Source organism: Paenibacillus sp. 1_12 (assembly GCF_900114475.1).
Classification (GTDB): Bacteria; Bacillota; Bacilli; order Paenibacillales; family NBRC-103111; genus Paenibacillus_S.
In genome coordinates this window covers 1-19,203 of record NZ_FOTE01000023.1, presented here as the reverse complement: position 1 = coordinate 19,203, position 19,203 = coordinate 1, and the positions used below count along the sequence as shown (strand labels likewise).

General features: G+C 40.8%; 20 protein-coding genes, 1 pseudogene and 2 riboswitches. Of the genes and pseudogenes, 9 read left to right on the top strand and 12 right to left on the bottom strand.

The features are described 5' to 3' along the window. Positions 1 to 99: 99 nt before the first annotated feature. A riboswitch (cobalamin riboswitch) is annotated at positions 100 to 303 on the top strand. A 139-nt stretch (positions 304 to 442) separates the two neighbouring features. Then, positions 443 to 619: a hypothetical protein gene (locus tag BM210_RS35080; protein WP_177238070.1), complete on the top strand. Its 177-nt coding sequence runs from the start codon at positions 443 to 445 to the stop codon at positions 617 to 619. A gap of 156 nt (positions 620 to 775) precedes the next feature. Here the strand turns inward: BM210_RS35080 and BM210_RS29335 are convergent, their stop codons facing one another. The 5 genes and pseudogenes from BM210_RS29335 to BM210_RS35895 all read right to left on the bottom strand — a co-directional run. Continuing rightward, a complete protein-coding gene (locus tag BM210_RS29335) occupies positions 776 to 1,279 on the bottom strand; it encodes an NUDIX domain-containing protein (RefSeq protein WP_177238069.1) in 504 nt (167 codons plus the stop codon). Continuing rightward, on the bottom strand, positions 1,269 to 2,399 hold the full coding sequence (gene pabB, locus BM210_RS29330) for an aminodeoxychorismate synthase component I (protein WP_091176041.1): 1,131 nt from the start codon (positions 2,397 to 2,399) through the stop codon (positions 1,269 to 1,271). The genes BM210_RS29335 and pabB overlap by 11 nt, the downstream gene beginning before the upstream one ends. A 40-nt stretch (positions 2,400 to 2,439) precedes the next feature. Further along, entirely contained in the window at positions 2,440 to 3,780 is a 1,341-nt protein-coding gene (locus tag BM210_RS29325) for a bifunctional folylpolyglutamate synthase/dihydrofolate synthase (RefSeq protein WP_091176039.1), read from the bottom strand. A 47-nt stretch (positions 3,781 to 3,827) separates the two neighbouring features. Next, positions 3,828 to 3,907, bottom strand: a riboswitch (ZMP/ZTP riboswitch). A gap of 18 nt (positions 3,908 to 3,925) precedes the next feature. Continuing rightward, positions 3,926 to 5,173, bottom strand: a complete 1,248-nt coding sequence (gene glyA, locus BM210_RS29320; protein ID WP_091176038.1) for a serine hydroxymethyltransferase — start codon at positions 5,171 to 5,173, stop codon at positions 3,926 to 3,928. Positions 5,174 to 5,362: 189 nt separating this feature from the next. Beyond that, positions 5,363 to 5,699 (bottom strand): annotated as a pseudogene (locus BM210_RS35895) (hypothetical protein); the annotation flags it as partial. A 216-nt stretch (positions 5,700 to 5,915) separates the two neighbouring features. On the opposite strand from BM210_RS35895, the gene BM210_RS29310 reads away from it, so the two are divergent. Together BM210_RS29310 and BM210_RS29305 are read left to right on the top strand one after the other, a co-directional pair. Continuing rightward, a complete protein-coding gene (locus tag BM210_RS29310; RefSeq protein ID WP_143101120.1) occupies positions 5,916 to 6,452 on the top strand; it encodes an MFS transporter in 537 nt (178 codons plus the stop codon). Then, positions 6,449 to 6,664, top strand: a complete 216-nt coding sequence (locus BM210_RS29305; RefSeq protein WP_091176034.1) for a hypothetical protein — start codon at positions 6,449 to 6,451, stop codon at positions 6,662 to 6,664. The genes BM210_RS29310 and BM210_RS29305 overlap by 4 nt, the downstream gene beginning before the upstream one ends. A 335-nt stretch (positions 6,665 to 6,999) precedes the next feature. Here BM210_RS29305 and BM210_RS29300 read toward each other — a convergent pair whose 3' ends face one another. Next, complete coding sequence (locus BM210_RS29300; RefSeq protein ID WP_091176032.1) at positions 7,000 to 7,890, bottom strand: AraC family transcriptional regulator; 891 nt, start codon at positions 7,888 to 7,890, stop codon at positions 7,000 to 7,002. 151 nt (positions 7,891 to 8,041) lie between these two features. On the opposite strand from BM210_RS29300, the gene BM210_RS29295 reads away from it, so the two are divergent. After that, positions 8,042 to 8,926 (top strand): DMT family transporter, encoded by an 885-nt coding sequence (locus BM210_RS29295; protein ID WP_091176030.1) that lies wholly within the window; start codon positions 8,042 to 8,044, stop codon positions 8,924 to 8,926. 287 nt (positions 8,927 to 9,213) lie between these two features. Here BM210_RS29295 and BM210_RS29290 read toward each other — a convergent pair whose 3' ends face one another. Beyond that, positions 9,214 to 9,606 carry a hypothetical protein gene (locus BM210_RS29290; RefSeq protein ID WP_143101119.1) on the bottom strand — a complete coding sequence of 131 codons (393 nt, stop codon included), beginning with the start codon at positions 9,604 to 9,606 and terminating at the stop codon, positions 9,214 to 9,216. 425 nt (positions 9,607 to 10,031) lie between these two features. Then, positions 10,032 to 10,373 (bottom strand): cupin domain-containing protein, encoded by a 342-nt coding sequence (locus tag BM210_RS29285; RefSeq protein WP_091176026.1) that lies wholly within the window; start codon positions 10,371 to 10,373, stop codon positions 10,032 to 10,034. Positions 10,374 to 10,847: 474 nt separating this feature from the next. Between BM210_RS29285 and BM210_RS29280 the strand changes: the two genes are divergently transcribed. Continuing rightward, complete coding sequence (locus tag BM210_RS29280; protein WP_177238068.1) at positions 10,848 to 11,636, top strand: class I SAM-dependent methyltransferase; 789 nt, start codon at positions 10,848 to 10,850, stop codon at positions 11,634 to 11,636. A 161-nt stretch (positions 11,637 to 11,797) separates the two neighbouring features. On the opposite strand, the gene BM210_RS29275 is transcribed toward BM210_RS29280, so the two are convergent. Next, on the bottom strand, positions 11,798 to 12,217 hold the full coding sequence (locus BM210_RS29275; protein WP_256224131.1) for an HIT family protein: 420 nt from the start codon (positions 12,215 to 12,217) through the stop codon (positions 11,798 to 11,800). A 376-nt stretch (positions 12,218 to 12,593) separates the two neighbouring features. On the opposite strand from BM210_RS29275, the gene BM210_RS29270 reads away from it, so the two are divergent. From BM210_RS29270 to BM210_RS29260, 3 genes are all read left to right on the top strand, one after another. After that, complete coding sequence (locus tag BM210_RS29270) at positions 12,594 to 13,952, top strand: cytochrome ubiquinol oxidase subunit I (RefSeq protein ID WP_091176023.1); 1,359 nt, start codon at positions 12,594 to 12,596, stop codon at positions 13,950 to 13,952. Beyond that, entirely contained in the window at positions 13,945 to 14,970 is a 1,026-nt protein-coding gene (locus BM210_RS29265) for a cytochrome d ubiquinol oxidase subunit II (RefSeq protein WP_091176021.1), read from the top strand. The genes BM210_RS29270 and BM210_RS29265 overlap by 8 nt, the downstream gene beginning before the upstream one ends. A 429-nt stretch (positions 14,971 to 15,399) precedes the next feature. Beyond that, positions 15,400 to 16,509 carry a PRK06851 family protein gene (locus BM210_RS29260; RefSeq protein ID WP_091176020.1) on the top strand — a complete coding sequence of 370 codons (1,110 nt, stop codon included), beginning with the start codon at positions 15,400 to 15,402 and terminating at the stop codon, positions 16,507 to 16,509. 329 nt (positions 16,510 to 16,838) lie between these two features. Here the strand turns inward: BM210_RS29260 and BM210_RS35890 are convergent, their stop codons facing one another. After that, positions 16,839 to 17,036: a hypothetical protein gene (locus tag BM210_RS35890; RefSeq protein WP_256224137.1), complete on the bottom strand. Its 198-nt coding sequence runs from the start codon at positions 17,034 to 17,036 to the stop codon at positions 16,839 to 16,841. Between the two features lie 476 nt (positions 17,037 to 17,512). Further along, positions 17,513 to 18,064 (bottom strand): hypothetical protein, encoded by a 552-nt coding sequence (locus tag BM210_RS29255; protein ID WP_091176019.1) that lies wholly within the window; start codon positions 18,062 to 18,064, stop codon positions 17,513 to 17,515. Positions 18,065 to 18,405: 341 nt separating this feature from the next. Between BM210_RS29255 and BM210_RS29250 the strand changes: the two genes are divergently transcribed. After that, positions 18,406 to 18,900 (top strand): GNAT family N-acetyltransferase, encoded by a 495-nt coding sequence (locus tag BM210_RS29250; RefSeq protein ID WP_371263565.1) that lies wholly within the window; start codon positions 18,406 to 18,408, stop codon positions 18,898 to 18,900. Between the two features lie 29 nt (positions 18,901 to 18,929). Here BM210_RS29250 and BM210_RS29245 read toward each other — a convergent pair. After that, positions 18,930 to 19,203: transposase (locus BM210_RS29245; protein ID WP_143101109.1), on the bottom strand; the 274-nt coding region annotated here is incomplete at its 5' end.

The following is a 19,203-nucleotide window of genomic DNA, read 5'->3' as shown; positions in this document are numbered from 1 at the left end:
TAACATGCTTTGCTGTCCCAACTGTAACAAGATAATTCTAATAGACTGCATCCTTGTATACCTCAGCAAGTTGGGATATTATGGGTATTAGACATTCACAAATGAATACTGGAAATAGGTGCTTACCTGCAGCAAGATCATACAGGTTAGCTTAATAGGGAAGTTCGGTGTAAAGCCGACGCGGTCCCGCCACTGTCATGGTCGAGTCACAGCAAGATGCCACTGGTTGAGTTTCAATCGGGAAGGCTGTTGGTGACGATGAAGCCTATAGCCAGGAGACCTGCCTGTTTCAACAGCACTGCTAAACCTACGGGAAATAGGGAGGTGTTAGACAATCCATCATTTGACAAAATGAAGGTGTCTTTCCCTATTTCTTACTCTGGGAAAGGCACCTTTTTAGGTTGGTAATGATTTGAAGCATTACGTGAAGGAGGACCAGGGAATGCGATACGAACTGATTCATTTTTTGTCCCATGTGGAAGACGAGCGAATCATGGTTTCTGTAATTCAAAACTTTACTCTTGAAGACTTCGAAACCCTCGTATGTCATCTCGAATATGCGGATCCTGCAACACGAGAGCGCTGGATGGAGATGTGCAGCAAGGTACTTCGCTTTTGAAAGGGAAGATACGTCCTCGACCTTTTATACCGCTGTATACAGTAGCATGAGTGTAAGGCCAGATGCCACTGGACGTATATATTGGAAGAAGGATATATGTTATGAACAAGGCTGCCTTTAGGTTGAGCGGTAGCCTTCTCTGATCAAGATAAGTAATTAGCAATGGGTAAAGCGATGACCTTTTACCCAATCGGAAACAATCAAATATACTTTGTCCTTCATTAAAGGACTAAATGTGGGATCATTCATTATCTCAAGCTGTTTTGGAATTACATCTAGCAGCCATACACCATTGGTTTCAAATCCATTGGTTTCAAATCCATTGGGTAACTCCCTAAGTATTCGAACTTTTGAAATATATATATTTTTCACAAATACAAGACGGGTCTTTTCATAAATTAAATATTGTCCAATCCTTTCAAACGAATCGAGTTCTCCTCCAGTCTCTTCATACATCTCCCTAATAACGGTTTGAATGATAGATTCACCTTCCTCCCTACTCCCTCCAGGTAATTCCCAACCGCGGCAATGATGTCTAGCCAAAACCAATTTACCTTGATAGAAGGCGAAAATCAGTACGCAATTTGCTTCCTCAATTAGACATTCCTTTGATAATAATATAGTTTGGTTGGGCAAGGCTCCAGAAAACTCATAATTCACTATTACCACCAACTTGCTCTTTGTCTTTGTTCCGATAAGTCAGCACTCTGGTTTTCGTCATCATCTCATTGTATTCGTCCTCAGCGGTTGAATCCCAGATAATCCCTCCTCCTACCCCATACACAGCCATCTGATTATGGGTATCCACAAGAACTGTGCGGATGGCCACGTTAAATGTGATCCCTTCACCCGGTACAGCGAGTCCAATAGCACCGCAATAGATGTTACGCGGCTCCTTCTCCAAGGATGATATGATCTGCATGGTAGAAATTTTCGGTGCCCCGGTTATGGAACCACAAGGGAACATAGCTTGGAATATATCGAGCAGAGTGACCCCCGGCTTTGTATTTGCTTCTACAGTTGAAGTCATCTGGTACACGGTTGGGTATTCCTCGATTTCAAATAATTGGGGAACCTTTACTGTGCCTGTCTTAGCAATCCGGCCTAAATCATTCCTAAGGAGATCCACAATCATCACATTCTCAGTCCGGTTCTTCTCGGATTCGAACAAAGCTCTTTTGCACTCTGTTTTGGGAAGGGTGCCTTTCATCGGCTTCGTACGTAAGACATCCCCATCCCAGTGAAAAAAAAGCTCGGGTGAAACAGACAGGATTCGGTAGCTCCCTATATTTAAATACGCGGAATAATTCGTTTGCTGGGCATCCCGCAAATCCTCGTAGTAAGCTAAGTCATCCCCGCTTAATTTTGCCTGCAGACGAGTCGAATAGTTGACCTGATAGGTCTCTCCTCGAGCAATGGCTGCATGAATACTTTCAATGTTCTTTTCGTACTCCACTCGGTCTGTACCTTCACTCCATTTTGAAACGGAGTAGACCCCTTTTTTCCTGATGGCATCATCTTCCATTGGTTTCTCATAAACACCGAACCATACTAATGGAAACTTTCCATCAGGATCACTAACACTGAGATGGTTCTCAAAAGCAGGCGCACACTCATAAGAGACATAACCGGCCACATAGAACTGCTCATTAATAGCCTTCTGTACCTTTTCGAATACATCTATAACGTCTTCCAAATAGTAGGTCTGCCACACATGTAGAGGCTTCTCAAATTTCAATCTTTTCTGATTAAAATCAAAGATGATAGGTTCATATTCCATATGCTCCACTCCACTTCTATTGCTTACATTTTATTTGGGATTACAAACCTTTATAAGAATCTGATTTGTATAAAATCCACGATCTTACATCTGAAATTAAGTAAAGTGTTCCAGAAACGACTGCCAGCTCATCCTTTTTTGTCATTTCAGAAAGAAACTGTAGCGCCTCCTTCCAGTCTGGCTTCAAGTGCACTCTAGCCTTCAAATCATTTTCTCGTACGATCTGTTGTGCCAACAGGTACAACTCAGCCGCAGGCATCTGGTTACGAAAGGCGGGCTCCGTAATAATTAATGTATCCACTAACGGTAACAGTGACTTGAAATATTCCGAATGCTCCTTCGTATTTAACATCCCTACCAATAGATTTAGTTTCTTGTACGTATAGATTTTTGTTAATGCATCAGCAAGTGTCTTAGCTCCCACCGGATTATGTGCCCCATCAAGAAGGATACGCGGTTCATCAGAAATCATTTCCAATCTGCCTGCCCATTCTGTATGTTCTAACCCTTTTCTAAGCCCATTTAATTGGACCTTATTATCTTTTCTGAGAATTTCCAAAGCCATGATCGCTACGGATGCGTTCTTGAATTGGTGCTGCCCATTAATTTTTAGACTCAAGTGCTCATGGTTACCCAATTTGCTTTTAAAATTAAAAACTTGGTCATTAAGCTTGGAAGAAATGATTTCAAAATCAAAATCACGCTTCAGCAAAAAAAGTTGAGAACTGTTTTTCACAAAATGCTGCTGGATAACCTCAATAACTTCCTCCTGCTCAACTGCACTTATTACAGGGACACCATGTTTGATGATACCCGCCTTCTCATGAGCAATCTTCTCCAATGAATCTCCCAAAATAGCCATATGGTCATGCCCAATATTCGTTATTATTGAAACTAAAGGAGATATCAGGTTGGTTGAGTCCAATCTTCCTCCAAGTCCTACCTCCAGAACAACGAAATCCGGCTTTATTTGGGAAAAATAGACCAACGCCATACAGGTAGTCACCTCAAATGCCGTTGGATGTCCAAGATTCGATTGGCTTACGGTATCCACTATCGGTTTCAGGATATTCGTAATGGCAAGTACCTCTTGTTCCGGAATATCTATGCCATCATATCTGATCCGGTTAGTAAAGCGTTCTATACAGGGCGAGGTGAAGGTCGCTACTGAGTACCCACTTTGAAAAAGCACCTCCGTTAAAAAAGCACACGTTGAACCTTTGCCATTAGTGCCAGCAACATGAATATATTGGAGGCAAAGTTCTGGATTCCCTAACATTTCAAGCAGCTTACGCATTCTATCTAAACCTAGATTGATACCAAAGGGAGCGATACCCTCAATCCAATTCACTGCATCAGAAAAATCTTTGAAATCGTCCATACAAGCATCCCCCCTAAAAATAAAAAAGCATTCGATCCTAAGATCAAATACTTTGCCCAGGCGTACGGCGATTTAAATATGTGCTCCCTCATGGTTCTCCATGTTTACGCCAGTTACACACCAAATTTTATATAAAATACAACTGTTAGTAGCTCAAACCCGGATAAAGCGGGAATTGTGCGGTTAAATCCTTTACCATCCCGCGCACTTTTTCATGTACCGCTTCGTCAGATTGGTTTTTTAATGTCAAAGCGATGATTATAGCTATTACTTTCATAGCCTCTTGGTCCATGCCGCGGGCAGTAGCAGCAGGTGTACCAATCCGAACACCGCTTGTAACCATAGGCTTAGCAGGGTCAAAAGGGATCGCATTCTTGTTTACCGTTACGCCCACTTCATCTAACAAATGCTCTGCTGCTTTGCCGCTAATATTAAGGCTGCGAAGGTCGATCAACATCAAGTGGTTGTCTGTACCGCCAGATACAAGGTCAATACCTTCAGCCAATAAGGCTTCGGACAAGGTTTTAGCGTTATTGACAACATTTTGCGCGTAGGTTTTGAATTCCGGTTGAAGCGCTTCGCCAAAAGCAACTGCTTTAGCCGCAATAATATGCATCAATGGGCCACCTTGAGTACCCGGGAATACCCCTTTATCAATTGCAGCTGCCCATGATTTTCGGCATAAGATCATGCCTCCGCGAGGCCCACGAAGCGTTTTATGTGTAGTCGTAGTAACAAAATGTGCATGTGGAACCGGATTCGGATGCAAGCCTGCTGCAACTAGGCCCGCAATGTGAGCCATATCAACAAACAATAAGGCGCCTATATCATTGGCAATAGAAGCCAATGCTTCAAAATCAATGGTGCGTGAGTAAGCGCTGGCACCGGCTACAATCATGCGAGGCTTGTGCTTAAATGCTAATTTGCGGACCTCGTTATAATCGATATGTGCATCACTCTCTCTAACGCCATAAGCAACAAAGTTATAAAGAATACCGGATGCATTCACGGGACTTCCGTGAGTTAAGTGGCCGCCATGCGCCAGGTTCATACCAAGTACTGTGTCGCCTGGCTTTAGAGCTGCCAAATAAACAGCCATATTCGCTTGCGCACCGGAATGCGGTTGTACGTTCACGTGCTCAGCACCGAACAATTCTTTAGCACGGTCACGTGCAATATCCTCAACGATATCCACGTACTCACATCCGCCATAGTAGCGTTTACCAGGGTAACCTTCTGCATACTTATTGGTCAACACCGTTCCCATTGCTTGCATTACAGCCTCACTTACGAAGTTTTCAGAAGCGATTAATTCAATTTTGTCACGTTGACGGCCAATCTCCAAATTCATAGCCTCAACAATTTTCGGATCTTGTTTACGTAATTGTTCCATAATAAATCTCTCCTTAGAATGCTTGATTATGTTTGATTTTAATAGTACAAGAAAGATAGCTTCGTCCAGAAATCTCGAATGTATATAAATAAAAAAGCTTCATAAAGACCACTGAACAGATGGCACGTCCACAGCCGATCAGCTTGAACATGCCATCTATTCCGATGTATGGCCATCGGCAGCGGCCACAATTGTCGGCACTCGGGATAGCGGACTGTGGATATCGTATACACCAAGACCGATGCCCAGCTTGTAAGTGTTCAATTCAAAGCTATGACGCGAACTTCAGGTTCGTCGACTGTATCATCCCGATACCCGCCTGTTCTAGAGCCTCAACTTCCTGTCTAAGCGCATACGCCAATTGGTAGGCAATTTGCTCGCGAGGGATATCTTCGCGGACGAACGACCAGTTCATGATGGTAATCGGTCCGGTCAACATTCCTTTAACAGGCTGTCCAGTCCGTGACTGGGCGTATTTCGTTTCTTCGACGGTCATTTCCCCTGTGAACGCTACATCACCTACTAATTGTTAAATTAAAAATATCACAATTTAGCAGATACAATATAATCGGAATAAACTATATTTAGTTATAGCTTTTGGCTATATCAAAAACCGCTTAACTTAAAAAGCCGACTATACTCCTCAGAGAATAATCGGCTTCCATATTTTTATAAGTAGTCCGACCAACTTTTTCACCACACAAAGCTGGTAAGCTGGATGTTGGTGCCCCTTACGTAACTAGTGCCAATTCCCTTTCTCATACCAGCCTATTTGTTAGCAGGCATGCTGCCTGCGGTAATAGGTCCTATAGTGGCTTTAACTTTATGGGATTGGGGCGGGATGAACGCATTCTCGGCAACAATCATCGTTATTGCCCTTACCACGGGTATCATTGGCTATACGGCACCGCTGCCTTCCGGTTCGCAAGGACATCAGGACCAGCCGCAACAAGAAATGTCCATGCTTTCTCAGTTACGCCAGCTGTGGACTCATCGTGCATTTCTCGTATGCAGTACGGCTATGCTTATTGCTTCTGTCGCCTTCGGCGCCGTTACAACGTTCATTGCGCTATATACCAAACAAAGTGGTGTCGGTCACGCTGGTATATACTTGATGCTCCAAGCTGTCGTGATGGTTTTTTGCAGATTCGCATTACGCAAACGAGTTCCTTCAGATGGCCAGTGGCATCCCCGTTTTGTCGTCGGCTTGCTGACGAGTATGGCTATTGGTTTGAAGCTATTGGCATTAGCCGTTTATGGCGGAGCTTCGTTCATTTGACCTTTGTGTTGCCGATGTCATCCCGGAATACGTTAATCGGCCTATTCATTGCTGTATCCGATCTCGGACTTGTACTTGGCAACATGGTGATGGGAACTATTGCTGATCATTTGTCCTATTCCTATATGTATAGCATATGCGCATGCTTATTGCTGACCTCAGTTGCGATTATACTCATAAGCGGTCGCCGTTTAGCGATCCGTTCTGAATAATGGAAGAAACTTTACCAGTAAAAGGTTCCATCATCGAATCTCCTTCCTTAATAAGCCACACAACGGCAAATCAGGGCACTACTGAAGTGCCCTGAAATTGACAATTATTTTCCTAAGTATATCTTTGCAATTTTCACCAAATCCTCCTTTGACAAATTTCCGTTTATTTCTAAATATATGACTTTCCGGTCAGCCGTTTTATTTTTAATAACAAAACGTAAATATCTTCCTCTGAAAATGCCGAACAATATGTTCAAATGCATCCGGGTCAACGTGAAGAACCTGATCGATGAGTTTCTTCATCTCCATGATTGCAAACCTCCTATCAAATTGGGCTACATCCTCTCATTCTTGTCTTTACGGTATTCGTTAGGTGTTTTACTGAGATGTTTTTTAAAGGACTGTATAAAATGATTTACATTATTGAAACCAACTCTACCGGCTATTTCAGTAATTGAGCACCCGGTAACATTTAATAACTCAGCACTTTTTTTAATTCGATATTTTATTAGATAGTCATAAGGCGTCATATGAAGTGTTCTTTTAAAACTACGATTGCACTCAGAGATGCTTAAATGTGCTGCCTCGGCAATTTCTTGAAGTATGATATTATTTGAATAGTTTTGATGAATATAACTAATCATTAACTGAATTCGTTCTTGCTGCTGTTTTGTATTTTTAGGTGATTCCATGGAAGTCAGAGAAACATTTTTTATCATGGTCAACCATAACTGTACAGTCTTAATGGAAACCTCGTATTCCCAGCCCCAGTTCTTGTTTGCTATGAACATGTCTTTTAACACCCACAATGTCTCTAACATGATACTTTGCCATTCAACATCGGATTTGATAATTAGAGATAAGAATAAAGAGTTGGTAAAGGGTAGAACATAATTTTTTTCCATATAGCTATCTGAATAAAATGCGAGTAATTTGTCAGGGAAATTAAAGCTTACATATTCACTATTTTGAATAACCTGCTTGGTTTCATGTAGTACTCCCTTATTTATAAAAATGGCCTCCCCAGCTGCTAACTCATGATTTACACCATTGACTTGGATAATTATTTTCCCTTCAGTTACTAGAGTAAACTGAAGTTCTTCATGCCAATGTAATTCATTAAAACCTCTTCCCTCATGAGTACAGCTTAAGGAAGTGATGGTATACATTGCGTAAGGAAATGAAGCATCGGGATAATGATTGATCTCGTGCAATTTATTAGCCATACACTGCCTTTCTCCTCGAATGAAGATATATCTATATTATATGAGGATATTTTTATATTTTTCCGTTTAAAATGATGATATTATTATATCCCGTTGGTTCTCTTTTTGAAACAAGCGTGTCATAAATCTGAACTTAAAATGGGGGGTATCCATGAAACTAAATAAACCAAAACTAGTTGTCAATCCGTTTATTTTGCTTTTTATCAGTATTCTTGCAGTTGCTATATCTTCAATCTTGATCAAGTCATCAAATACTCCTCCCTCCGTTGCAGGAATGTATAGGTTATATATAACCGTTTTGATTTTGCTGCCATTTGTGTCTTGGAAAAAGCTCAACTTCACACAACTAACCAAAAAAGACTGGAGCATTATTTTTTTAGCGGGATTTTTCCTCGGACTGCATTTTTTATTTTGGATGGAATCTTTATCGTACACATCCGTAGCCAGTTCGATGGTTATCTTGACTCTTCAACCTTTATTCGTAATGATCGGCTCTTATTTTATTTTTAAAGAAAGAGTTAGTAAACTAAAAGCATTATGCATGGTAACTGCAGTATTCGGTTCTTTAATTATAGCTTGGGGAGATATTGGGGTCTCTAGAGGGGCGATAATAGGAGATGTACTATCGTTATTAGGGACGATCTCGATTTCTGTATATATGCTGGCAGGGCAAAAAGTGAGTCAAAACATATCAGCTAATGTATACAGTATTATTGTTTTTTTCCTTGGTGGTAGCGTAATGTTAATTTACAGCCTGGTCAACAATTTTAATCTGACAGATTATCGTTCCTCTGACTGGATATACTTCTTTGTACTTGCTGTTATTCCAACTATATTTGGTCATTTAATATTTAATCTATTGTTAAAATCAATGGGCGCAACAACTGTGTCTGTCGGTGTAATTGGTGAGCCCGTACTTGCAATAATACTTGCGTTTTTTCTCTTAGGGGAAGCAGTTACTTCTTCTCAAATCACTGGAGGGTTATTTACAATAGTCAGTATGGGAGTCTATTTTTACTTGAAAAGTAACAAATGAAATTTCCTAAAGATATCGACGATATAATTCGCTCCTACACTCACCGCGCGTTTGTCAACTTCATACAGCATTCATAAATCCTTCAATGGCATAATAAAAACCCTCTCTAATATAAGTTATCTCTAGTTTTGCTAGAATTGGGGAGGGTTTAATCTGTATTACTTATTATTGTGCTATCGTTTCCCGTCAGAGCTTAATGGAACGACTGTATTCGTGGAACAACGACCATTGACCCAAGGGTTAACTAAAAGTGTTAGCATAGTTGCAACCGACATCGAAAATCACTATTATCCTTCAACCAATTGATAAAATCTAATGTCTCCTCTATCTGTTTCAGCTATTAGTATGTCATTTCGCTCTTTAACACGAAAGATCTTTGATCCAATTGCCAGTTTATTTGCTGTTCCGTTAATAAAAGCTTTACCATTTTTACTTTGGTGAGTAATTTCAGTTATTTGTATGTCTTTGGTTAATGTCAACTCGTTTACCCAAGGAATTCCTGCATTATAAATAATATCTTTATACAAAAAAATTTTAGCATTCGGATCCATTGTTAAAACTTTTTCTGCAGTTGGATTTCCAATTGTTTTAGTCTGTTTTGAAGAATTTAAGATTTCATCTTTCGTGCACCCTGTTGTAATGAAACACATAAACAAAAGAAAGAACACAACGATCCGCACATACTTCCCTCCTTTAATTAAAATAACTATATAAGATGAACTAAACATCATGACAGCAAAGAGTCGCTGCGAAAGCAGACCCCCCTCTTCCAGTCGCTGTTGCAGCCAGATTCTTTCGATTCTTATCCCCATAGGGGTAAGAATCCGTCTGCAAAGGCGAACACTTCGTTTCTCCAGAAGGGTCCACTTTCTCCGCTCGAGCTGTGTTTTTTTAGTTCATCTTATATAGTTAATTCCTATACATTAGAACGCCAATATTTATTCAAATGTTGCATTTATCTGACTGTTAACGTAATGAAACTGCCGATCACGTTGGATGTATTGTCTGAACTAAATCTGCCAATAAAAAACTGTACCTCCAATTGTTAGATTATGTCTAACAATTGGGGTGCAGTTCAGATGTTAGCTGGTTTTTATTTAAAGACTTACTCGACTAATATACGATCGCCCTTACTTATAGGTTGAGAAATAACCAAAAATTCAATTTCATCGTTTGATTTATTGTACATTTGGTGAGGTACCAAAGGAGAAACCTCGACTCCCTCTTGTGGATTTAGGACAACTTCTTTACCTTCAATTTCGATGGTTGCAGTACCCGACAAGCCAAAGAAAAATTGACGTGATTGTTGATGATAATGCTTTACTTCTGAAGTATTTGCTGGCATTCTTTCATGTATTACGCTTAAATTGCTATTTTTAACTAAATGCCAACCATCACAATTATCTCCCCAAATATAATGTTCAGCACTATGTTTACTTATTTTCATCTCAGTAGGCTCCCGCTCAGCTGTATTTAATCCTCATGGAAAACATTTTGCTTAATTTGTATTATTATACGTAATTATGAATATAAATTCAATATTAATTCTGCCCTTTCAATCATCAGGCCACGGATACTGAGATGATGTTTATCCTCCTAATCCATCCGCATCGATCAGTTGGGAATGAGATTATGTTCTGGTCAAAATCGGAAATGGGATAAATTTCTTGTCAGACTACTTTAGCTTAAATACCTGTAGTAATTTATGAGATTTTTTCAAGAAAATCTAGCGTAGTATTTTGCTTTTTTTAAATAATTTAAGAACCGGTACAATGAACTACATGCTACTCGCATAGCCCAATCGAAGGCGGGGAGCGCTCTTTTTGTTGAATGAACAATAGAGTTAAAAAAGGTTGACAATTTATTCATAAATGGTAATATATACCTTCCGCGGTGAAAAATTAATCTGGGAGGTATGTGTATGCAAGATAAACTGGCATTTGCGAACAAGGTTGCGTGGGAAACCAAAGCGTATCAGGCTTGGGTTCAAAAGTATGGAACACCTGATGAACTTGCGAGCGAGCTAAAAATCAAACACAAGCATCATCTTCGGTATTGGTTAAAGTATATTGGTGATCCAACTGGCAAGAGAGTTATTAACCTCCTAGGCTCGCACGGTCGAAAGGCAATTTCTCTAGCAATGCTTGGTGCTGATGTTACCGTAGTGGACATATCTGAAGAAAATCGGTTGTACGCAATACAGACTGCCGCTGCCGTTGGTGTTGAACTCAACTATATCTGTTCTGACGTCTTGAATATCCCGAACGAAGAGACATTAGGTAAATTTGATATCGTATTGATGGAATTTGGTATTTTGCATTACTTTACAGACCTCAACGCTATTTTTTCTGTTGTTCGTCGCAGATTAGGGAAAAATGGTCGGCTTATCTTGACAGATTTTCATCCTTTCGCACGTGCATGGATGAACACAAATAACTTAAAACAACCAACTGGGAATTACTTTGACGATAATGTTAGAGAAGGAGAAGTGGCTTTCGCTAAATTATTGCCCGAAGAAGAACGCTATGAATTGGGGAAAGTATTAGTGAGAAGTTGGACAGTTGGTGACATTATAACTGCAATTGGGACAGTAGGGTTGTTTATACGAACCTTTGAAGAAATACCAAGCTCCACAGATCAGCGGTTTCCAGAGTTTTATACTCTTATCGCTGATAAAATTGATATTGAATTATCCCCATTACTTCCATAACTTTGGAAAGCCCCATTTTTAAGCTAACGCTCCAGCGAACACTGTTCTTCACACCGGAAACAAGACCGTACGTACTCATACTTAGCACCATAATAATCCATTTTTAGAGGAGCTGCTGCATAGCGTGCTCCTCAACTACCGTTCGCCGTTAGCGGAATAACTCAACTTTCATTCTGTCTAACCCGTTGGTTAGATGGTTGTTTTAAGAAGTGCCTAATACCCTTTCCTGCTAAGGGCTCATCTTTAAATCTAGGGATAACATGCATATGTGCATGAAATATTTCCTGTCCTCCAACATGACCGCAATTCCAGCCAACATTGTAAGCTTGAGGCTGATATTCTTTATCAATTAGTCCCTTAACCTGTTGTAAAAGTTCAAAAGTTGCTTGCCATTCTTGGGGAGTTAAATCAAATATAGTTTCCCTATGTGATTTAGGAATAATTAAGCCTGAACCCAATAAGACAGGTTGAGGTTTTTGAACGAATAAACAACTTTCGTTACTAAGAACGATACTTTGTTCTTTATCTTTTTCTGGAAAGCAGAATGGACAATACATATTTATTCCCTCCGTTCTTTTCATCTCCCTATTTTCTCCAACATATTTCCATTATCCTACGCGTTAATCTGATTCCAACCATCACGGTGCATCACGGTGCATCACAGAATGTCTCACCTATATATTTTCAGAGACACAGCCTTTTTTAAAAATCATTCGGCTAGGTCTAGTTTAACCTCAAATACCTCAAACCCTTGCTTCGTCAGCCTAACCGTTAACGTACCCTGCCAGCTACTGCTTTTTGAATCGAGTTCTTTGCCCAATGACCAGTAATATCGCTGAGCGCTAAAAAGGTATGGGTAAATCAATCCGTCTAAATCGATGCATATTCAGGATCTATCTGGATCATATTACCATAAGAACAAATTGCTGCATGAATGAACCAAAAGGGAGTGTAGATTTGGAAACAGTAGTCTTGGCGCGTGCTTTATTCGGTTCATCCATGGCCTTTCATATTATTTTTGCGACTTTGGGTGTGGGTATTCCCTTCATGGTTGTATTTGCAGAAATATTATTTCAGATCACCAAACATCATCATTACTCTATACTTGCCAAAAGATGGACCAGAGGCTTCGCGATCATACTGGGTGTAGCAATCCCTTCAGGAACCCTCGTGGGTGTCATGCTTTCCTTGCTGTTCCCAGGCTTTATGGAAATCGTCGGTAAGGTCATTGCTGTCCCTTTTCAGGTAGAAATATGGGCTTTTATGCTGGAAGCTTTATTTATGTCTATCTATGTTTATGCAGCCGACCGATTGTCGCCGACGATGCGTATTATCAGTGTTTTTTTTGTTGCATTGGGTGCAACAATGTCAGCTGTATTAATTACAGATGCCCATGCATGGATGAATACACCTACCGGATTCAAAATGGTCAACGGTGAAGTAACCGATGTCAATCCCGTCGCAGCTATATTCAGCCCCAGCTTGTTTACTACAGCTACGCATGTGGTGGCATCGGCTTATATGACAGGGGCTTTTATCATCGTATCGCTTGCTGCTTATAAATTGTTGCAGCGAGGCAAGCACAAAGAGGAGAACGATTACCACCATAAAAGTATGTTATTAAGCCTTTTTGTCGGTGCAAGCATGTCATTCGTGACGTCTATCACTGGACATGGAACCGCTCAAATGCTGCACGAATACCAGCCGGAGAAGCTGGCAGCTGCAGAAGGGCTATTTCAGACCACGGATCATGCACCATTAGTCGTGTTTGGCAGCGTGAGTGAGCAGGCTCAGGAAGTTATGGGAGGCATACATATTCCATGGGCACTGAGCTTCTTAGCTGGAAATCGATTCGATACGGTGGTAAAGGGCTTAAACGAATATCCGCGGGAACTATGGCCTCCGTTATATATCCATACTTTATTTAATGTTATGGTTGTTATCGGCGTTTTTTTAATAGCGGTGTCGTTTCTTGCCCTGGCTTATCGTTATTTATTTCGCAGGCCTTATCCACGTTGGCTGCTTATGATTATGGTAAGCTCAGGGGCCTTATCCCTGATAGGTATTGAGTCAGGCTGGATATTCAGCTGCTCCGGTCGTCAACCTTGGACGATCTACCACATTCAGCTTACGGCCGAAGCGGCAACCAAGACAGGTAACCTCGGCTTCTTATTTATGATGTTTCTGAGCACTTATGCCGTACTGCTCGTGCTTACCATCCTGATGCTGATCTTTTACTTTAAACGTCACCCCGTCTCCAAGGAGTTAACAACCTCTGTACCTATATCGCAGGAGGGAGTGGGAACGAATGGATGAGTCGACGCTCGCGATTGTGCTTGTCTGGTTCATGGTGTTTATTTATTCCATTCTGGGTTCTATTGACTTTGGAGCGGGCTTCTGGGGGATGGTGTATGGTCGCAATGAAGCGACGAATGCTGGTGCATTGGCCAATCGTTTCCTGTCTCCAACATGGGAGGTTACCAATACTTTTTTGGTATTGGTTGTAGTCGCTTTAGTCGGTTTCTTCCCTACTGCCATTGCTTTGTTGGGTACAGCCTTGCTACTCCCGGTCAGCTTGGTGCTTTTCCTGCTGTTGATCCGCAGCAGCTTTATGGTATATGCCTATTCGTCCCAGAAATACGGAAGGATGCTGCGCGTTGTATCTGGAATAACAGGTTTATTAATTCCAGCGCTGCTTCTTAGTATTCTTCCTATCACATTAGGGGGCTTTATTGACATAGTTGATGAGGTTCCTTACCTGTATTTCGGAAGGTTGCTAGCCAATCCGACCGAATGGGCCCACCTGGGCTTCGGGATTTCAACCGAATTGTTCTTGTCTTCCCTGTTTCTGGCTGACTATTCCAATGAATCCAAGGACGATTCGTCTTATCGACTTTATCGAAAAGCTGCCATCTGGCTGGGCCCTTTCACACTCTTTTTTGCTGTGATTACAACCTATACGATGGTGCCCAGTGCACAATGGATTGTCAATGGTATCCTGGGACAAGGGCTATGGTATACACTATCGTTCCTAACCTTTATCGTCGGCTACAGCGCATTGTGGTGGAAGACCGAGCCAGATAAGGTGGGGATTCCACGGTTGGCTTTTACCGCGATTATTATTCAATATGCATTCGCGAGCATCGGATATGGCATTGCCCATATGCCCTACTTGATTTATCCTTATTTAACCGTAGCAGAGGGCTTTACAAATACGGCTACCTTTCATGCTTTACTGATTTCTTATGTAATAGGCTTGATGATACTGGGGCCGGCTTTTTATTTGTTCTGGAAGCTCTTCTTAAAAGACAAACGTTATTTACGTAATGAGTAATGTGGCAGTTGTAAAAGGGGATATCCCCTTTGCTATATTAATGGCTAAAGAGACCTCTGTATCTCAGGTAACATGATTATTTTTGATCATATCATCCACTGTGCCCACACGTTCGACTATCGGGCGTTGTCTGCTTCCCGCTTTTCTTCTTCGGTAGTTGCAGGCATCAGAGTATCTGTGGGGTCAGGATATATGACATTCACCTATTCATACCCCATACGCCTTTGGCATCCGGCTGGTTGCCCATATCCTTCAATGATTGATATATAAGGGAAACATTTTCAAAAATAGAGGGCAATGAAACACCACTATGCATTACCCTGAATATACAGAAGCATAGGTATTTATCCCACATATACTTATTCTGACCAAATTCGCGGAGCCTGTAAATTTTGCGAATGGAGAATAGGTACAAAGGAGTGTTTCAGTTTGATCGAAAAATCATCCCACTACTTTGCCCGCGGCAACACCGCGCGCGGAGCCCATTTCTTGTATAATTCCGCCTTTCAAGAGCTAAATCAGATATTCGTCCTTACAGGTCCCCAAGCTACGGGGAAATCGACGGTTATTCGCAGCTTGGCGGATAGCCTGCTGGAAAAAGGACAGCACGTACAATGCTTCCACTCCCCGCTTCATCCCGAAGAACTGGATGGCATCATCGCAACAGAATTGAAGGTTGGTGTTGTTGATGGAAGAGTCTGCGAGGGGATCCCGGAGAACGAGTCGGGTGAAATCATCTTTATCAATTTCGGGGAAGCACTTGATAACAGCCGTATTTTTCCAGAGCATTTAGGAACGATCGAAGACCTTAGTGGTAAGCTTATTGATACCTATACACAAGCATATGAAACATTCTTAACCGCATTGCGGATTCATGACGAATGGGAAAAATATTATATCGAGAACATGGATTTCATGAAGGCAGACCAAATTACACAGGAATTGATTCAACAATTGTACGCTGGTCATGAAAATGACACGCCAACAATCGGTCGTCACTTGTTTTTCGGAGCTGCAACTCCGAAGGGTGCATTCGATTTTATTCAAAGCTTAACCGCTCAGTTGGAGAGGCGAATTTTCATCAAAGGAAGACCAGGGTCCGGAAAATCGACACTGCTAAAAAAGCTTGCTGCCGCTGCCGAAACGAATGGAATTGAAGTTCAAGTGTTTCATTGCGGCTTTGATCCAAACAGCCTTGATATGTTGATTTTCCCACAGCTCAGCACAGCCATCTTCGACAGTACCGCCCCTCATGAATACTTTCCTGATCGAGACGGGGATGAAATATTGGATATGTATACGCTCACTATGACGCCCGGCACCGATGAAGCACATGCAGCCGAAATAGCCTCTATTAAAGAACGTTATACAGCGAAAATGAAAGAAGCCACCTCCCATTTGGCGGGAGCCGCAGCTATCGATTCTCAAATTAAGGCCTTCTATGTAGCAGCCACGGATTTTTCGATTGTAGAGGAACTCCGACTGCAACTACAGTCACAATTGAATGAACTGCTCGGACCTATAGCTGCTTATAAATAAAGGTTTCTCTTACTTTTCATGCTGGGCCTAGTTTTCTCTTTATAGCTTTTAATCCTTTTCAGCCCCACCAATTGGAGGGGCTTTTCTCTGTCATCACCTGGTAGAAGCGCGTCTCATGGTTACCGTAAATAAAAAATGCTTCTTATTCCCAAAACGGTGTGCCTGAAAACAAAAAGCTTTCCCCATTTGCATACGCGCCAAATTCACGGGTGGAACTCTTTTGTATATCCTCAGGCAACCAGTTAAATACATCAGGTAGGCCGAGATAATGTATCATTGATGAAAGTCTTGTGCCTATAAAGAATCCTTCTAATTGGACTACATAATCATCAAGGTAGAGGAAAGTGAGTTCCATACCAATCGATATATTGTCGTCTGGATTGGGGGCTAACAAAACAAAATGTAGAGGCTAAATCATTGAGAAAAAAACCATATCCACATGCACCAAAATCTATGGGACTTGCGATTCCGTCGACATACACGATATTGCTCGGAAGTAAATCCATATGTAATACTCCCCAAGTCATATTATTTTTTGGGAGTGTATCAAACATAGCTATCTCTCTTTCTCCAGCGGTATTTAGGATCTGAACAGGATGCTCATCTAATAGACCCTCCCGCACTTTCTGCGCGAGCTAGTCCAATGAATGGCGGACACGGACGCTATCGTGTGTAGGCCGCACAAAAGATGCCGGTGGCTGCCACTCACTCGCTTGACGATGCAATGCAGCGGACATCTCTGCTGTGGATTTCAATCGTATTGTGCGAGCGCCTCTCTCGCAACGTTTTCGATATTCATTCTATTCCTCCAATACAAATAAAACAGTTATAATTACCATTTTATGGTACTGTGACCACGAGATAATGTACAGGTAATTAATAATTATACAGAACCTTACTAACCGTTACTTTAATAAAATAAGCAACATCTGCTTGTGTGCGGCCCTCTTTCAACGCTTCTAATTCCCCATGAGTAATCCCGACCAATTCAATAAAGTCACACTTACTTACTCCAAAACTCAACATCACCGGTTTCATACAATATCTTACCTTCTTTATTTGTTGCTCGAATGGTAATTGGATATTCTAATGGTTTATCGATCAAAGCGTACCATATACGGTTTCCTTCATTAATTATATGTGCGGCTTTATTCCCTTCACTTATAAGAATAACTTGAGTTATTTCTGGATCTTGTACAACTCCATAAAGCAAATGAATATTCAACTTTTGTATTACAGATCCATGCCAACTAATTCCTTGATCCGTATATATTAGACTTTTATCTATATAGTCTTTCACTTTATATCCACGAAACTTCTCCTGTAGTAGAACGATGCCTAATTCTGTCTTGTTTGTCATGTAGAACGCCATTGTCCTTTCTCTATCCACATGAACATGCATTAATTGACTATAATCCGAATCAGCTTCTAATACTGCTTTATTAATTTGGTCATATAAAGATTTATTTGGCTGAAGCCACCAAAATAACAAAACAAAAATGATGCAAAATAATACGGTAAGAATCGATGGGATAAGGATCTTTTTGATTTTCATTTCTCCTCTTTTATTACGAATTTAGATTGTAATCTTCATTAACCAGTTGATTGAAATTTGGTAGTAATCTTTATCCTTCTTAATTAAATAAAAACCAAAAAATAAAAATAAAATGAATGATTATCCAATACATAACAAATAAATAATAACCTCGCTTAACTAAATGCTTCAGTACAAAATAATGTACAATAGATATCGGTAACGTGAGGATGATTGTATAGACAGCCGATATATAATCACCCAAATATGCTATCCTGCCTGTTGCTTTAATAGTAATACAATCGGTAAAAGGTGTATAATTATATGAAAATAATTAGCTATGAGGAAAGGTAGGTTTAGTTATGATAATGGACTTAGTATTTCTAAAAATAGAGACAGAGGATGAAGTCACGCGCTTAGCTCAATTGGCATTAGAAATTTGGAATGAATATTTTGTAAGTATTATATCAAAAGAACAAATCGAATATATGGTGGAAAAATTTCAATCCGTTCATGCTCTTACTGAACAAATTAAAAATCAGGGTTATGAATATTATTTTATGAATGTGAATGGCAAAAACATCGGTTATATGGGTATAAAGCAAGGAGAAGGCAAGCTGTTACTAAGCAAATTTTATATACATAAAGAGCACCGAGGAAAAGGTTATGCAAGCCATGCCATCGAATATTTAGTGAAAATATCCAAGTTTAGAAGGTTAGGGATCATATGGCTGACGGTGAATCGATATAATGATGCCACAATTGCTGTCTATGAGAAAAAAGGATTTAGAACCGTACGTACTCAGGTGGCGGATATAGGGAAGGGTCTGTCAAATCTTTTGTGTAAACTCATTTAAAAGACTTCTCCCCCAGGGGAGAAAAATTTTCATCGCAGATGCTGGCCGATGCGATCTGGATAGAAAACAGATAGCTGGAGCAGCATTTGCCCCCAGTTTTGGACGCGGCCTGTCCACTTTCGAGTGACATCCATGGTGGCCAAATAGAGCATTTTTAAGAGAGCTTCATCCGATGGGAAGATGCTTTTTCCTTTGGTCACCTTTCGAAGCTGACGATGGTAGCTTTCAATAATGTTGGTCGTGTAAATGAGTTTGCGAATCTCTGGCGGATACTTAAAAAAGGTAGCCAGCTCGTCCCAGTTA

Excerpts from the sequence above, each read along its gene's own strand:
- BM210_RS29300 (WP_091176032.1), bottom strand. The coding sequence starts at position 7,890 with ATGGCTAATAAATTGCACGAGATCAATCATTATCCCGATGCTTCATTT.
- BM210_RS29265 (WP_091176021.1), top strand. The coding sequence starts at position 13,945 with ATGGATGAGTCGACGCTCGCGATTGTGCTTGTCTGGTTCATGGTGTTT.
- glyA (WP_091176038.1), bottom strand. The coding sequence starts at position 5,173 with ATGGAACAATTACGTAAACAAGATCCGAAAATTGTTGAGGCTATGAAT.
- BM210_RS29275 (WP_256224131.1), bottom strand. The coding sequence starts at position 12,217 with ATGAAAAGAACGGAGGGAATAAATATGTATTGTCCATTCTGCTTTCCA.
- pabB (WP_091176041.1), bottom strand. The coding sequence starts at position 2,399 with ATGGAATATGAACCTATCATCTTTGATTTTAATCAGAAAAGATTGAAA.
- BM210_RS35080 (WP_177238070.1), top strand. The coding sequence starts at position 443 with ATGCGATACGAACTGATTCATTTTTTGTCCCATGTGGAAGACGAGCGA.
- BM210_RS35890 (WP_256224137.1), bottom strand. The coding sequence starts at position 17,036 with ATGACTTGGGGAGTATTACATATGGATTTACTTCCGAGCAATATCGTG.
- BM210_RS29285 (WP_091176026.1), bottom strand. The coding sequence starts at position 10,373 with ATGAAAATAAGTAAACATAGTGCTGAACATTATATTTGGGGAGATAAT.
- BM210_RS29325 (WP_091176039.1), bottom strand. The coding sequence starts at position 3,780 with ATGGACGATTTCAAAGATTTTTCTGATGCAGTGAATTGGATTGAGGGT.
- BM210_RS29250 (WP_371263565.1), top strand. The coding sequence starts at position 18,406 with ATGATAATGGACTTAGTATTTCTAAAAATAGAGACAGAGGATGAAGTC.
- BM210_RS29255 (WP_091176019.1), bottom strand. The coding sequence starts at position 18,064 with ATGAAAATCAAAAAGATCCTTATCCCATCGATTCTTACCGTATTATTT.
- BM210_RS29280 (WP_177238068.1), top strand. The coding sequence starts at position 10,848 with ATGCAAGATAAACTGGCATTTGCGAACAAGGTTGCGTGGGAAACCAAA.
- BM210_RS29295 (WP_091176030.1), top strand. The coding sequence starts at position 8,042 with ATGAAACTAAATAAACCAAAACTAGTTGTCAATCCGTTTATTTTGCTT.